This window comes from Edaphosphingomonas laterariae, assembly GCF_900188165.1.
Taxonomy (GTDB): domain Bacteria; phylum Pseudomonadota; class Alphaproteobacteria; order Sphingomonadales; family Sphingomonadaceae; genus Sphingomonas_E; species Sphingomonas_E laterariae.
Genome location: NZ_FZOS01000009.1, coordinates 95,165 through 109,527, shown reverse-complemented (window position 1 = coordinate 109,527; position 14,363 = coordinate 95,165). Strand labels below are relative to the sequence as shown.

The following is a 14,363-nucleotide window of genomic DNA, read 5'->3' as shown; positions in this document are numbered from 1 at the left end:
TCCCTTGGCCGCGAATCCGCTCTAAGGCCCGGCGATGCCCGCGCCGCTCGACATATTGCACGCCACGTTCGGCTATGCCGCCTTTCGCGGCCGGCAGGCCGAAGTGATCGACCGGGTGATGGCGGGCCAGCACAGCCTGGCGGTGATGCCCACCGGTGCCGGCAAGTCGCTGACCTATCAAATCCCCGCTCTGTGCCGGCCGGGGACGGGGCTCGTCATCTCCCCATTGATCGCGCTGATGCACGATCAGGTGCGATCGGCCGAGGCCGCAGGCATCCGCGCGGCGGCGCTGACCTCGGCCGACGATAATCGCGACGAGACGATCGCGCGTTTCCGCGATGGCGCGCTCGACCTGCTTTATGTCGCGCCCGAACGCGCCTCGACCGAGGGCTTCCGCCGGATGCTCGATCGTGCGCCGCCGCTGGCGCTGATCGCGATCGACGAAGCCCATTGCGTGTCCGAATGGGGGCATGATTTCCGCCCCGATTACCGGCTGTTGCGCCCGCTGCTCGACGCCTATCCGGATACGCCCCGGCTGGCGCTGACGGCGACGGCGGACCGGCACACGCGCGCCGATATCCTGACTCAATTGGGCATTCCCGAGGACGGGCTGATCCTCGCGGGCTTCGACCGGCCCAATATCCGTTATGCGATTTCCCCGCGCGACGGGCTGCCCAAGCAGCTTGCCCAACTGGTCAAGGAGGTCGAGGGGCCGGGCATCGTTTACGCCACCAGCCGCGACGGCACTGAACGGCTGGCCGCCGCGCTGGCCCAGACCGGGCGGCCGACGCGGGCCTATCATGCCGGGCTGGACCCGGCGGTGCGCGCCGCCAACCAGCGCGCCTTCGTCGATTCCGAGGATATGGTGATGGTGGCGACTATCGCGTTCGGCATGGGCATCGACAAGCCCGACGTCCGTTTCGTCGCCCATGCTGGCCTGCCGAAATCGATCGAGGCTTATTATCAGGAAACCGGGCGCGCCGGGCGCGATGGCGATCCGGCGGTGGCGCATCTGTTCTGGGGGGCGGAGGATTTCGCCCGTGCGCGCCGGCGGATCGAAAGCGAGGTCGAGGAAGCGCGGCGGCCCGGCGAACGCCAGCGGCTCAACGCGCTGGCCGGGCTGGTCGAAACCGCAGGCTGCCGCCGCGCGGTGTTGCTCGCCCATTTCGGCGAGACGCCGCCGCCGGCCTGCGGCAATTGCGACAATTGCCTGAACCCGCCCGCTGCCGTGGACGCGACGGTGGTGGCGCAGAAGCTGCTTTCGGCCGCCTTCCGCACCGACATGCGCTATGGCCTTGGCCATCTTACCGACGTGCTGGCCGGCCGCGACAATGAGAAGGTGCGTTCGCTCGGTCATGATCGCCTGTCGGTGTTCGGGATCGCCGATGCCGAGGAGTTGCGGCTGGTGAAGGCCGTGGCCCGCGCGCTGATGGCGCGCGATGCGTTGCGCGCCGACGAATATGGCGGGCTGGGCTTCGGCCCGGCGGCGAAGGCGATCCTGAAGGGCGATGCCGAGCTTGCCATCGTCCTGCCGCCCAAGCGCGAGCGCCGTGCCCGGCGGGCATCGGCGGAGGAATGGCCGCACGATCCGCTGTTCGAGGCGTTGCGTGCGTGCCGGCGGGACATTGCCCGCGAACTGGGCGTGCCGCCTTATGTGATCTTCCACGACGCCACCTTGCGCGAGATGGCGGGGTTGAAGCCGACGACGCGGCACGGGCTGGGGCAGGTGACGGGGGTCGGCGCCCGCAAGCTCGACGACTATGGCGATGCCTTTCTGGACGTGATCCGGGCGCACGCCTAAAGGCCGGACCCGTGCAATCCGGGAGACGGCCATGTTCCGCAAGATCGACGACAGCATTTCGGTGGCAGGGCAGATCAGCCCGGCGGATGTGGCGCAGGCCGCCGCGCAGGGCTTTGCGATGATCATCAACAACCGCCCGGACGACGAGGAGCCGGGCCAGCCTTCCGGCGCGGAAATGCAGGCCGCGGCCGAGGCGGCGGGGCTCGCCTATCGCGCGATCCCGATCAGCCATGCCGGCTTCTCGCAGCCGCAGGTGGATGCGATGCGCGGCGCGCTGGCCGATGCCGCCGGCCCGGTGCTCGCTTTCTGCCGTTCCGGGACGCGTTCGACCTTCGTCTGGGCGCTGGCGCGCGGGGCCGAGGGCGATGATGCCGATCTGCTGGCGGCCAAGGCGGCTGGCGCCGGTTACGATATCAGCCCGATCCGCGCCTTCATCGGCCAATAAAAAAAAAAGGGCCGGCAAGGATGCCGGCCCAGTCGTTCGCAGGAGGAACCTCTGTGGGGGCGCGGGGGAAGCCCGCCGCGCCCCGATCCGATCAAAGATTGTAGGCGCGTTCGCCATGTTCCGAGATGTCGAGACCTTCGACCTCGGCTTCGGCGGTCGGCCGCAGGCCGGTGAGCGCCTTGGCGACGTAGATCGCGATGATCGTGCCGATGGTCGACCAGACGATCGTCGCGGCGACGGCGAGCACCTGGGTGACGATCTGGCCGCCCATGGCGAAGTCGTCACCGCCCGGGCCGCCCAGCGACGGGGCGAAGACGATGCCGGTGCCGATGGCGCCGACGATGCCGCCGATGCCGTGGATGCCGAACGCGTCCAGCGAGTCGTCATAGCCGAGCTTCGGCTTGAGGAAGGCGACCGCATAGTAGCAGATGAACGAAGCGACGGCGCCGAGCACGATCGCGCCGAACGGGCCCGAATTGCCGGCGGCCGGGGTGACCGCGACGAGGCCGGCGACGATGCCCGAGCAGAAGCCCAGGGCCGACGGCTTGTGGCCGGCAAGGCGTTCGGCGATCAGCCAGAACAGGCCCGCCGAGGCGGTGGCGACGAAGGTGTTGATCATGGCGAGCGCGGCCGAGCCATTGGCTTCGAGCGCCGAGCCCGCGTTGAAGCCGAACCAGCCCACCCACAGCAGGCCCGTGCCGACGAAGGTCAGGGTCATCGAGTGCGGGGGCATGGGTTCACGCGGATAGCCGATGCGCTTGCCGAGGATGATGCAGGCCACGAGCGCCGAGACACCGGCATTGATGTGGACCACCGTGCCGCCGGCGAAATCGAGCGCGCCCATTTCGAAGAACAGGCCGCCAGCCGCCCACACCATGTGCGCGATCGGCAGATAGGTGATCGTCAGCCAGACGACGCCGAACACCAGCACCGCCGAAAATTTGATGCGTTCGACGACCGAGCCGAGGACGAGCGCCAGCGTGATCGCGGCGAAGGTCATCTGGAAGGCGACGAAGACATATTCGGGAATGACCACGCCGTCGGTGAAGGTGGCGGCGGTCGAATCCGGGGTGATGCCGGAGAGGAAGGCCTTGCCGAGGCTGGCGATGAAGGGCTTCAGCCCGTCCGACGCGTCCGGCCCGAAGGCGAGCGAATAGCCATAGGTGACCCAGATCAGCATCGCGAGCGCGGAAGCCGCGCCGATCGCCGTCATCGTCGCCAGCATGTTCTTGGTGCGGGTGAGGCCGCCATAGAACAGCGCGAGGCCGGGGAGGATCATCAGGAGGACGAGGATCGTCGACGTCATCATCCAGGCGGTGTCACCCTTGTCGGGCGTGGGCACCGGCGCGGCCGCGGCGACATCGGCGACGGCGGCCGCCGCATCCTGTGCCCAGGCGGGCAGACCGGCGAGCAGGGCCGTGCCGACGACCCCCGCGCCTGCCGCTATCTTGGTAGAAAGCTTCATGTTTCCCCCTTTTCCGATCAGAGAGCGCTGTCGTCGGTCTCGCCGGTGCGGATGCGCACGGCCTGGCCGACATCGAGGACGAAGATCTTGCCGTCACCGATCGCGCCGGTGTTTGCGGCCTGCTGGATCGCCTCGACGACGCGGTTGGCGAGATCATCGCCCGCGACGACCTCGATCTTGATTTTCGGCACCATGTTCGTGCTGTATTCGGCCCCCCGATAGATTTCGGTCTGCCCCTTCTGCCGGCCGAAGCCTTTGACTTCGGTCACGGTCATGCCTTGCACGCCCAGGCCCGAGAGGGCTTCACGCACCTCGTCGAGCTTGAACGGCTTGATGATCGCTATGACGAGTTTCATTTCGCCTCCCTCGCATGCTGGCGAGGGATGGCTTCGCAAGGCGCGTGCCAGCTTTCGGATTCCGCAGAAATCCGCTGCATTGCAACGAATGACGTGCTGCGCTGCACATAAATGCAGCGGAAACGCGCGCTTAGCGATTAGGCAGGGCTGCCTGCCTGCCTAAAAAACGGGCAGCAGGATCAGCTTTTGGTGCCCGGCGGATTGAGCGCGCCTTCGATCAGCGTGCGGGCGCGTTCGCCCGACCAGTCCATCGAACCGAGCACGCGCCATTGTTCGCGGCCCTTGGCATCATAGAAGATGGTGGTGGGCAGCGTATCGGTCTTGAGCGCTTCCATCAGGACATTCTGCTTGTCGAGATAGGGTTCGAGCATCTTGAACTTCGCCTTGGCGAAATAGGGATCGACCTCGCGCCGGCCGGCCATGTCCATGCTGACGACGATCAGCTGGATGCGCCCCTTCTCACGTTCGGCCAGCGCATCGAGCGTCGGCATTTCCTTGACGCAGGGCGCGCACCATGTGGCCCAGAGGTTGACGATCAGCGGCTTGCCCCGGAAGGCGGCGAGCGTGGCGGGCCCGCCCTTCGGCCCTTCGAAGGGGATGGCGGGGGCTTCCTGGCCGGCGTAGGAAATATCGACGCGGCCGATCGGTTCCTTCACGTCGGCTTGCGGCGTCTGGCTCTTCTCCGTATCGCAGGCGCCAAGCGTAAGAGCGAGGATCAGGACCATTAGCAACCGCACGGACAGCTCCAATTCGATGTGGGGTGGGCGCTTCGCCGAAGGCCCCGCGGCGATCATGCGTGAAATCAACGCGTCGATCCCGTTCGATAAACGACTTTGGCAGCAGGATATAGCCGGATCGAAGGCCCACGTCTCGATGCTGGCGGCCAATGGCATCGTCAGCGCCGAGGATGGCGCGGCGATCGCGCGCGGGCTGGACCGCATCGCGGCGGAATATGCGGCGGACGGCGTGCCTGTCGACCTTGCGCTCGAAGATATTCACATGGCGACGGAAAGCCGGCTGGCCGAACTGATCGGCCCGGCCGCGGGCCGCCTGCACACCGCGCGCAGCCGCAACGATCAGGTGGCGACCGATTTCAAGCTGTGGGTGCGCGACGCGATCGACGCCGTCGATGCCGGGCTCGCGGCGCTGCAGGTCGCGCTCGTCACCCGCGCGGGCGAGCATGCCGGCACGGTGATGCCGGGCTTCACCCACCTCCAGGTCGCCCAGCCGGTCACGCTCGGCCATCATCTGATGGCTTATTATGAGATGATCGCGCGCGATCGTTCGCGCTTCGCCGATGCGCGCGCGCGGCTCAACGAATGCCCGCTCGGTGCGGCGGCGCTCGCCGGAACCGGATTCCCGATCGATCGCGAGGCGACGGCCAAGGCGCTCGGCTTTGCCGGCCCGACGCGCAATTCGCTCGATTCGGTGTCCGACCGCGATTTCGCGCTCGATTATCTGATGGCGGCGACCCAGGTGTCGCTGCATTTGTCGCGGCTTGCCGAGGAGTTCATCATCTGGGCGAGCCAGCCTTACGGCTTCGTCTCGCTGCCGGACGCTTATTCGACCGGATCGTCCATCATGCCGCAGAAGCGCAACCCCGACGCGGCCGAGCTGGTGCGTGGCCATTCGGGGCGGATCGCTGGCTGCATGACGTCGCTCGTGATGACGATGAAGGGGCTGCCGCTCGCTTATTCGAAGGACATGCAGGACGATAAGCCGCCCGTGTTCGAGGCGCACGACCTGCTGGCGCTGTCGATCGCGGCGATGACCGGCATGGTCGAGACGGTGACATTCGTTCCGGCGAAGATGCGCGCGGCCGCCGAGGCGGGATTCTCGACCGCGACCGACCTTGCCGACTGGCTGGTCCGTGTTGCCGATATCCCGTTCCGCGAGGCGCACCACATCACCGGCACCGCCGTGCGGCTGGCCGAACGGCTGGGCGTGGCGCTGGACAAGGTGCCGCTCGAAAAGCTCAACGAGATCGATCCGCGGATCGACGCGCGGGTGTTCAACGCCCTGTCGGTCGACGCCTCCGTCGCCAGCCGGGCCAGCCATGGCGGCACCGCGCCGGATCAGGTGCGGGCACGCGTGGCGGAAGCGCGCGCGGCGCTGGGGCTCGAAGGATGAAGCGCGGTGCCGCCATCGTGGCGCTGGCGCTGACCCTGGCGCTCGCCGGTTGCGGCAGCCGCGAGGCGCTGCGCCCGGCCGAAGGCAAGGCCCTGCCGCCCAAGCCCGCGATGGCGGCGACCCAGCCGACACCGACCGACCTGCTGACGCCCGGGCCACAGGAGCGGCCCGATCGCAGTGAAGAACTGCTCCGCCAATCCGAGGAGCAGCGCGACGACCGTTTCGACCTGCCCCCGCAGCACTGAGATACGATGGACCATTTCCAGATTCGCGACGGCGTGATGCACGCCGAGGATGTGCCGCTGACGCTGATCGCCGAAGCCGCCGGCACGCCCGTCTACGTCTATTCCACCGCCACGATTCGTCGCCATGTTCGCGTTTTCCGTGAGGCGCTGGCGAACGTGGAATCGGGCGCCGAGGGCCCGTGGATCGCTTATGCGGTGAAGGCCAACCCCAATGCCGCCGTGCTGGCGACGCTGGCGCGCGAGGGCCTTGGTGCCGACGTGGTTTCGGGGGGCGAGCTGCTCCGCGCGATCCATGCCGGGGTCGATCCGGCGAAGATCGTCTTTTCGGGCGTCGGCAAGACGGCGGACGAAATGGCGCTGGCGCTGCGCCACGGCATCGGCCAGTTCAACGTCGAATCCGAGCCCGAGGCGGAGATGCTGTCGGACGTGGCGGTCGCGCTGGGCACCACCGCGCCGATCGCCTTCCGCATCAACCCCGATGTCGATGCCGGCACCCATGCCAAGATTTCGACGGGCAAATCGGAAAACAAGTTCGGTATCGCCTACCACCGTGCGTCGGCTGCTTATGCGCGGGCGCGCGCGCTGCCCGGCCTCGCCGTGCGCGGCGTTGCCGTCCATATCGGCAGCCAGCTGACGAATCTCGCGCCGCTGGAAACCGCCTTCACCAAGATTGGCGGGCTGATCGAGACGCTGCGGGCCGAAGGCCATGCGATCGCCACTGCCGATTTGGGCGGCGGCCTTGGCGTGCCTTATGATCCGGCACTGCCGCTGCCGCCGAGCCCGGCGGCTTATGGCGAGATGGTCGCGCGCGTGACGGCGGGCTGGAACGTCCGCCTGATGTTCGAGCCGGGCCGGCTGATCGTGGCCAATGCCGGCGCGCTGGTCAGCCGGGTCATCCGCGTGAAGGAAGGCGCTGCCGATCCCTTCGTCATCGTCGATGCGGCGATGAACGATCTGATGCGGCCGGCGCTTTACGACGCCTGGCATGACATCCGCACGATCGTCCCGCGTTCGCAACGATTTACCGCGAACGTGGTGGGGCCGGTCTGTGAGAGTGGCGATACTTTCGCCATGAACCGGCCGATGGACGCCGTCGAGGCGGGCGATCTCGTGGGTTTCATGACCGCGGGTGCCTATGGCGCGACGATGGCCAGCACTTATAATAGCCGCCCGCTGACGGCCGAAGTGATGGTGGATGGTAACAATTGGGCTGTAGTGCGCGAACGGTTGCCGATCGAGGCGCTGATCGCGGCGGACAGCCTGCCGCCGTGGCTGAAGTGAGGCTTGATCAGGAGCCAGCATGAAACCTGTCCGCAAAGCCGTGTTCCCCGTCGCGGGGCTTGGTACGCGCTTCCTGCCCGCCACCAAGGCGGTGCCGAAGGAGATGTTGCCCGTCGTCGATAAGCCGCTGATCCAATATGCGGTGGACGAGGCGCGCGCCGCCGGTATCGAGCAGATCATTTTCGTCACCGGCCGCGGCAAGAACGCGATCGAGGACTATTTCGACATCGCCTATGAGCTGGAAGCGACGCTGAGCGCGCGCGACAAGCATGACGTGCTCGCCGCGCTGGACGGCAGCCGGCTGGCGCCGGGCAATGCCGCTTATATCCGGCAGCAGGAGCCGCTGGGGCTGGGCCATGCCGTGTGGTGCGCGCGCGACCTGATCGGCAACGAGCCGTTCGCCGTGCTCCTGGCCGATGAATTGCTGTGGAACCCCGCCGCGCCCTGCCTGAAGCAGATGCGCGACGTTTATGAGGCGAAGGGCGGCAATGTCATCGCGGTGCTCGAAGTGCCGCAGGACCACACCAACCGCTACGGCATCGTCAAGCCGGGTGCGGCCGAGGGCGTGGTGACCGAGGTGGCGGGGCTGGTGGAAAAGCCCAAGGCGGCCGAAGCGCCGTCGCGGCTCGCTGCCGTCGGCCGCTATATCCTGCAGCCCGAAGTGATGGATATCCTGTCCGCCGGCGATCGCGGCGCGGGCAACGAAATCCAGCTGACCGACGCGATGGCCAAGCTGATCGGCCGCCAGCCCTTCCACGCGCTCACCTTCACCGGCGATCGCCATGATTGCGGCGACAAGGCCGGATATATCCAGGCCAATATCGCGCTGGCGCTGGAGCGCGAGGATATCGGCCCGGCGGTCCACGCCTTCATCAAGACGCTCTGAGCCCGGGAACAGCGCCACGCACAGCCTGCCGATCTTCCTCCGCCTTGCCGGCCGGCCGGTGATCCTGACCGGAACGGGGCCTGCGGCCGATGCCAAGCGCCGGCTGCTCGAACGGGCCGGCGCGCGGATCGTGGGGGAGGGGGAGGCCGCGGCGCTCGCGATTGTCGCCGATGGCGATGAGGCGACGGTGGCGCGGCTGCGGGCACGCGGCGTGCTCGTCAACGCCACAGACCGCGCCGATCTGTGCGATTTCACCCTGCCGGCGATCATCGACCGCGATCCGGTGATGATCGCGATCGGCACCGGCGGCGCGTCCGCCGGGCTCGCCAAGGCGCTGCGCCAGCGGTTGGAGGCGCTGTTGCCGCAATCGCTGGGCGCGCTGGCGACCGCGCTGGCCGGCGCGCGCGATCGGCTGCGGGGGCGCTGGCCCGATGCGGCGGCGCGGCGCCGGGCGATTGATGCCGCGCTTGATCCGGGCGGGCCGCTGGATCCGTTCGGCGATCATCAGCCGGGCGCGGTCGATCGCTGGATCGACCGTGACGGCGGCACGGAATCCCCATCGGAGCTGGTATCGATTCGCCTGCGATCGGCGGAGCCGGATGACCTGACGCTCAGGGATGCGCGCCTGCTTGGCCAGTGCGACCGGATTTTCCACCGGCGGGACGTGCCGCCGGCTATCCTGAACCGCGCCCGCACCGATGCCGAGCGGATGGCCTGCGATGCGCCGATATCGGGCCTGCCGGGCCTGTCGGTCGATATCGACTGGGCCGGCCGATAGGGTTCAGGCGGCGATCGCCTCGACCGGCACGGTTTCCGCGATCCAGCCACCGCCGAGCACGCGATCGCCCACATAGAGCACCGCCGCCTGGCCGGGCGCGACGCCATATTCGGGGCTGTCGAACGTCACCATGCGGCCGTCGAACCGCGCCGGCGCAGGCTTGGCCATCGACCGCACCTTCACCGTCATCGGCCCGTCAAAGCCTTCGCCGAGCCAGTTGACGTCCTCGATCCGCGCCGCCGCGACGGCCAGCGCGCGGCGCGGGCCGGCGATGACCCGGCGATGTTCCGCATCGAGCCGGACGACATAGAGCGGTTCGGCCTGGCCGCCGATCTCCAGCCCGCGGCGCTGGCCGACGGTATAATGGATCAGGCCGCGATGCCGGCCGATCACGCGGCCGGCCAGATCGACGATATCGCCACCTTCGTCGGCCTCCGGGCGAATCTTGCGGACCACCGACGCATAATCGCCGTCGGGCACGAAGCAGATATCCTGGCTGTCGGGCTTGGCCGCGACGCCCAGGCCGAGTTCGGCCGCGATTTCGCGGACGCGGGGCTTGGGCAGATTGCCGAGCGGGAAGCGCAGATAATCGAGCTGCGCGCGCGTGGTGGCGAACAGGAAATAGCTCTGGTCGCGCGCGGGATCGGCCGGGCGGTGCAGTTCCGACCCGTGGGCGCCGACCACGCGGCGGACATAATGGCCGGTGGCGAGGCAATCGGCGCCGAGATCGCGCGCGATGCCGAACAGATCGGTGAACTTCACGCCCTGATTGCAGCGCACGCAGGGAATCGGCGTGCGGCCGGCCATATAATCGTCGGCGAAGCGATCGATCACGCCCTGGCGGAACGCGCTTTCATAATCGAACACATAATGGGCGATGCCCAGCCGGTCGGCGACGGCGCGGGCATCGCGGATATCCTGGCCCGCGCAGCAACTGCCGGTGCGGCCGGTGGCCGCGCCATGATCGTAGAGCTGGAGCGTCACGCCGATCACCTCGGCGCCGCTCTGCGCGGCCAGCGCGGCCACGACCGAGCTGTCGACCCCGCCGGACATGGCGACGACGATCCGCGCGCCCTTCAACGAGGCGTTCGAATCGAATCCGCTGAGCTGGAAATCGGCATCCATGGCGGCGCCCATAGTCCAAAGCCGCGCCAAACGGAACCGCGCGGCCTTTACCGACCCTTCAGACATATCCGGTAGCAAGGGGGCGTGGGGGGAGTTTTCGGACGGGGGCGGACGACCGCATGGATCTTAGCTTTTCCCTTCATGGCGCCGCGCGACGGATGGCCGGGACGGGGCGCACCAATGCCCGGGCGACGCATGCGCGGCTGATTGCCGGGCTGGCGGCGGCCCAGGCGGCGACGCCGACCGCGCGCGCTGCCGCGCGTCTGCCGGCGCCGCGGCGGATCGATTCCGATCCGGTGGACATGCTGGTGGCTTTGCTGGCGACCGATCGGGGCTGGATGAGCGCGCCCGAGGCGCTGGGGGGGAGCTTTCACCCCCGCGCGGCGCGGCTGCTGGGCCTGGAAGGCACGTAAATGTTTGTAAAGCTCGCCTTTACCGTCACGGGTTAGGCTTCGTTCAACGGGTTGGCGCTACCTAGGTGCTACGAAAATCAAATCAGGCCGGAAAACGGCCGTGTTCGAGGTAGAGTATGATCGAAAACCAGAAGATCCGCCCCGCGCAGGTGATCGGTCCGCTAGGCGAGCCGCTGACGCTGGAGACGCTGCCGCCGCCCACGACGACCCGCTGGGTGGTCCGGCGCAAGGCTGAAGTCGTGGCTGCGGTGAACGGCGGTTTGCTCAGCGTCGACGAGGTCTGCGAACGCTATAGCCTCAGCGTCGAGGAGTTTGCCGGCTGGCAACGCGCCGTCGATCGTTCGGGCATGCCGGGGCTGCGCGTGACCCGCATCCAGCATTACAAGTCGCTTTACGAGCGCCAGCAGAAATACTGATCCCGGCGCCATTGCGGTGTCAGCGACGGGCCCGTCGGCATTGCCGGCGGGCTTTTCCTATGCCGATTGTCGCATGTCAGCGGAACAAAGTTCGTTACCCGAACGTATCAGCAACAGGAGCCCAGCGACGGCTGTGCGCTCAGTCGCAGGACGGCATGGAGGTCACGATGGGACTTATTCTTTGGTTGATCATCGGCGGTGTGATCGGTTGGCTGGCGAGCATGGTCATGCGCACCGATGCGCAGCAGGGCGTCATCCTGAACATCGTCGTCGGCATCGTCGGCGCGTTTCTCGGCGGGCTCGTCTTCACCGGTGGTTCGATCAACAGCGCGCCGCTGACGATCTATTCGTTCCTGGTGTCGCTGCTCGGCGCGGTGATCCTGCTCGCCATCGTCAATCTGGTTCGTCGCGGCAGCGTCCGCTGATCGCCTGAACGAGGATGCCTGAAAGTGAAGGGGCCGTGTCGCCATCGTGCGGCACGGCCCCTTCTGATTCATTCGAGCTCGAAGCTCACCGAGACGCTGACGGCCAGCTTCTGCTCGCCCGCCTCGACCGCGGTATCGGCCGCCTTTTCGGCGCGGGCCATCATCATCGGCACGGGCATTGGCGGCTGATAACCCCCGCCCTGTTCGCTGATCGCCAGGATGCGCTTGACCCGCAGTCCCGCCGCTTCGGCATATAGCGTGGCGCGGGCCCGCGCGGTGCGGATCGCGGCGGCGCGCGCCTCGTCCAGCGCCGTTTCGGGCTTGTCGACCGACAGGCTGGGGCCGTTGATCTGGTTGGCGCCCTGCGCGACCAGGGTATCGAGGATCGCGCCCGACCGCTTCACGTCGCGGAAGCGGATGCTCACCTGATTCGACGCCTGATAGCCGGTGATCACCGGCGGCTTGTTGTCGCCATAGCGATATTGCGGGTTGAGGTTGAGCGTGCTCGTCTGGATGTCGCGATCGGCGACGCCGGCTTTCTTGAGCGCGGCGACCACGGCGGCCATCCGGTTGGCATTTTCGGTCATCGCGGCGCCGGCGGTGGGCGCCTGGGTGACGACGCCCGCCGAGATGGTGGCGATGTCGGGCACCCGCGTCACCTCGCCCTCGGCCACGATGTCGAGGCGCGTGCCCTGGATCACCGGCACGGGGGTGAGCGCGCCGCTCTGGGCATGGGCGGCGGACCCGGTGGCCGCCATGGCTGCGATCGCCATCATCGCCTTGCTCCTCATCAATTCAACTCCGTTGCTGCACGGGCCGTCGCGGCCGTTCCGATGCGCCTTGTTCCATCCCGCCCCTGCACGCCCGCTGAATGCGATCGACAGCCGCGCGAAAGCAAATGCTTGGCGGCAACGCGGGTCAGCTGCCGCGCGCGCGCATGATCAGGCGGTAGACGATCAGCAGCGCGATCGCGCCCAAGGTGGCGGCGCCATATTGGCGGACCCAGCCTTCCACGCCGATGTTGAGGATGGTGGCGACATAGCCGGCGAGCAGCGCGCCCGCGATGCCGAGCAATATGGTGACGATGAAGCCGCCCGGATCACGCCCCGGCATGATCAGCTTGCCGAGCACGCCGGCCACCAGCCCGATCAGCAGCCAGCCCAGAACGCCGTGATTCATGATCCCCTACCCCACTTTTTGTACGCAAACTTCATGGTGCGTCCGTGCTTTGGTATATTACAAGATGTAAAATCGGTCCGATCCGTACCTTTCGACATTGAAAAGACATAATATGTGATCAATGCTCCGCGCCCGCTTGAGGTGGGTGATATATTAAGATAATACAGTGCGCGGCGGAAGGGCGTGGGGCCGTGTACCGCAAGGTGGGAAGATGAAGGCGATGAACGTCGAACAGGGTTTCTGGCGCAAGCGGGTCGACGCGATCGAGCCTGCAGGAGACGACCATGACGTTCGCGCCAGCCGGCGCAAGCTGTGGCTGATCGTGGCCGCCATCGCGGCGGTCGGCGCGATCATCGCTTATGTCATGCTGTCGGGCGGCGAGAAGCCGGCCCCGCAGGCGCCCGTGCTGCCCCGCGTCACCATCGTCGTGCCCGGCCGCCAGCCGGTGACTGACCTGATCTCCGCGACCGGCAACCTTGCCGCGCGCCGCGAAATGCCCGTGGGCGTGGCCGGCGAGGGCGGTATCGTCACCCGCGTGCTGGTCGAACCCGGCGACTGGGTGGGCAAGGGCCAGGTGCTCGCCACCGTCGATCGCCAGGTGCAGGTGCAGCAATCCGCCCAGATGCATGCGCAGATCGCGGCGGCGCAGGCCGACGCCCGGCTGGCGCAGAATGAACTCGAACGCGCCCAGAAGCTGGTGTCGCGCGGCTTCGTCAGCCAGGCTGATGTCGAGCGGCGGACGGCGACCCGCGACGCGGCGCTTGCCCGCGTCCGGCTGAGCCAGGCGCAATATGGCGAAATGAACGCGCGGCTTGCGCGCCTCGACATCCGTTCGCCCGAAGCCGGGCTGGTGCTGGCCCGCGCCATCGAGCCCGGCCAGATCGTCAGTTCCGGCGGTGACCCGCTGTTCCGCCTGGCCAAGAATGGCGAGATGGAGATGCTGGCCCGTCTGGCCGAAAATGATCTCGCCCGCTTGGCCGTCGGCCAGTCGGCGACGGTGACGCCGGTCGGCACGCGGACGGGGTTCAAGGGCCAGATCTGGCAGCTGGCGCCGATCATCGACCCGCAGACCCGGCAGGGCACGGTGCGTATCGCGCTGGCTTATGACAAGGCGTTGCGCCCGGGCGGCTTTGCGGCCGCCGAAATCACCAGCGGCCGCGTCGATGCGCCGCTGCTGCCGGAATCGGCGGTGCAGAGCGACGAGAAAGGCAATTTCGTCTATATCATCGGCGCCGAGGACAAGGTGGTCCGGCGCGACGTGAAGACGGGTGCGGTGTCCAATGCCGGCATCGCCATCCTTTCGGGCCTGTCGGGCAATGAACGGGTCGTGCTGTCGGCCGGCGCGTTCCTCAACCCGGGCGACAAGGTGATTCCCGAGCGCGCGAAAGCGCGGCCGTAAGGCCGGGTCGGAAAAGGCA

General features: G+C 67.6%; 17 protein-coding genes. 11 read left to right on the top strand and 6 right to left on the bottom strand.

Features of this window, described 5'->3' with window-relative positions:
- Positions 1-34: 34 nt before the first annotated feature.
- Both recQ and CHB74_RS10350 read left to right on the top strand, forming a co-directional pair.
- Complete coding sequence (recQ, locus tag CHB74_RS10355; protein ID WP_089219556.1) at positions 35-1,801, top strand: DNA helicase RecQ; 1,767 nt, start codon at positions 35-37, stop codon at positions 1,799-1,801.
- 31 nt (positions 1,802-1,832) lie between these two features.
- On the top strand, positions 1,833-2,246 hold the full coding sequence (locus CHB74_RS10350; protein WP_089219555.1) for a protein tyrosine phosphatase family protein: 414 nt from the start codon (positions 1,833-1,835) through the stop codon (positions 2,244-2,246).
- A gap of 91 nt (positions 2,247-2,337) precedes the next feature.
- Here CHB74_RS10350 and CHB74_RS10345 read toward each other — a convergent pair whose 3' ends face one another.
- The 3 genes from CHB74_RS10345 to CHB74_RS10335 form a co-directional block, all read right to left on the bottom strand.
- A complete protein-coding gene (locus tag CHB74_RS10345) occupies positions 2,338-3,711 on the bottom strand; it encodes an ammonium transporter (protein WP_089219554.1) in 1,374 nt (457 codons plus the stop codon).
- A gap of 17 nt (positions 3,712-3,728) precedes the next feature.
- Positions 3,729-4,067: a P-II family nitrogen regulator gene (locus tag CHB74_RS10340; RefSeq protein WP_089219553.1), complete on the bottom strand. Its 339-nt coding sequence runs from the start codon at positions 4,065-4,067 to the stop codon at positions 3,729-3,731.
- Positions 4,068-4,246: 179 nt separating this feature from the next.
- Entirely contained in the window at positions 4,247-4,804 is a 558-nt protein-coding gene (locus tag CHB74_RS10335) for a TlpA family protein disulfide reductase (RefSeq protein WP_342746586.1), read from the bottom strand.
- A 16-nt stretch (positions 4,805-4,820) separates the two neighbouring features.
- Between CHB74_RS10335 and argH the strand changes: the two genes are divergently transcribed.
- The 5 genes from argH to CHB74_RS10310 are packed head-to-tail and all read left to right on the top strand — an operon-like array spanning position 4,821 to position 9,387.
- Positions 4,821-6,197 carry an argininosuccinate lyase gene (gene argH, locus CHB74_RS10330; protein ID WP_089219551.1) on the top strand — a complete coding sequence of 459 codons (1,377 nt, stop codon included), beginning with the start codon at positions 4,821-4,823 and terminating at the stop codon, positions 6,195-6,197.
- Entirely contained in the window at positions 6,194-6,442 is a 249-nt protein-coding gene (locus CHB74_RS10325) for a hypothetical protein (protein WP_089219550.1), read from the top strand. The genes argH and CHB74_RS10325 overlap by 4 nt, the downstream gene beginning before the upstream one ends.
- 6 nt (positions 6,443-6,448) lie before the next feature.
- The gene (lysA, locus tag CHB74_RS10320) at positions 6,449-7,723 is read left to right on the top strand and encodes a diaminopimelate decarboxylase (RefSeq protein WP_089219549.1); all 1,275 of its coding nucleotides are present in this window, start codon (positions 6,449-6,451) and stop codon (positions 7,721-7,723) included.
- Positions 7,724-7,742: 19 nt separating this feature from the next.
- Positions 7,743-8,609: a UTP--glucose-1-phosphate uridylyltransferase GalU gene (gene galU, locus CHB74_RS10315; protein ID WP_089219548.1), complete on the top strand. Its 867-nt coding sequence runs from the start codon at positions 7,743-7,745 to the stop codon at positions 8,607-8,609.
- 58 nt (positions 8,610-8,667) lie between these two features.
- Positions 8,668-9,387, top strand: coding sequence for a precorrin-2 dehydrogenase/sirohydrochlorin ferrochelatase family protein (locus CHB74_RS10310; RefSeq protein WP_245842813.1), 720 nt, complete (start codon positions 8,668-8,670; stop codon positions 9,385-9,387).
- A gap of 3 nt (positions 9,388-9,390) precedes the next feature.
- On the opposite strand, the gene mnmA is transcribed toward CHB74_RS10310, so the two are convergent.
- A complete protein-coding gene (mnmA, locus tag CHB74_RS10305; RefSeq protein ID WP_089219606.1) occupies positions 9,391-10,512 on the bottom strand; it encodes a tRNA 2-thiouridine(34) synthase MnmA in 1,122 nt (373 codons plus the stop codon).
- 158 nt (positions 10,513-10,670) lie between these two features.
- Between mnmA and CHB74_RS10300 the strand changes: the two genes are divergently transcribed.
- From CHB74_RS10300 to CHB74_RS10290, 3 genes are all read left to right on the top strand, one after another.
- Positions 10,671-10,925 (top strand): hypothetical protein, encoded by a 255-nt coding sequence (locus tag CHB74_RS10300; protein WP_089219546.1) that lies wholly within the window; start codon positions 10,671-10,673, stop codon positions 10,923-10,925.
- Positions 10,926-11,041: 116 nt separating this feature from the next.
- The gene (gene sciP, locus CHB74_RS10295; protein WP_089219545.1) at positions 11,042-11,341 is read left to right on the top strand and encodes a CtrA inhibitor SciP; all 300 of its coding nucleotides are present in this window, start codon (positions 11,042-11,044) and stop codon (positions 11,339-11,341) included.
- Between the two features lie 167 nt (positions 11,342-11,508).
- A complete protein-coding gene (locus CHB74_RS10290) occupies positions 11,509-11,766 on the top strand; it encodes a GlsB/YeaQ/YmgE family stress response membrane protein (RefSeq protein WP_089219544.1) in 258 nt (85 codons plus the stop codon).
- 68 nt (positions 11,767-11,834) lie between these two features.
- Here the strand turns inward: CHB74_RS10290 and CHB74_RS10285 are convergent, their stop codons facing one another.
- Both CHB74_RS10285 and CHB74_RS10280 read right to left on the bottom strand, forming a co-directional pair.
- Positions 11,835-12,557, bottom strand: coding sequence for an SIMPL domain-containing protein (locus CHB74_RS10285; protein ID WP_245842812.1), 723 nt, complete (start codon positions 12,555-12,557; stop codon positions 11,835-11,837).
- 127 nt (positions 12,558-12,684) lie between these two features.
- Entirely contained in the window at positions 12,685-12,945 is a 261-nt protein-coding gene (locus CHB74_RS10280) for a GlsB/YeaQ/YmgE family stress response membrane protein (RefSeq protein ID WP_089219542.1), read from the bottom strand.
- Positions 12,946-13,165: 220 nt separating this feature from the next.
- Here CHB74_RS10280 and CHB74_RS10275 point away from each other — a divergent pair, with 220 nt between their 5' ends.
- Complete coding sequence (locus tag CHB74_RS10275; protein ID WP_089219541.1) at positions 13,166-14,344, top strand: efflux RND transporter periplasmic adaptor subunit; 1,179 nt, start codon at positions 13,166-13,168, stop codon at positions 14,342-14,344.
- The last annotated feature ends 19 nt before the right edge of the window (positions 14,345-14,363 follow it).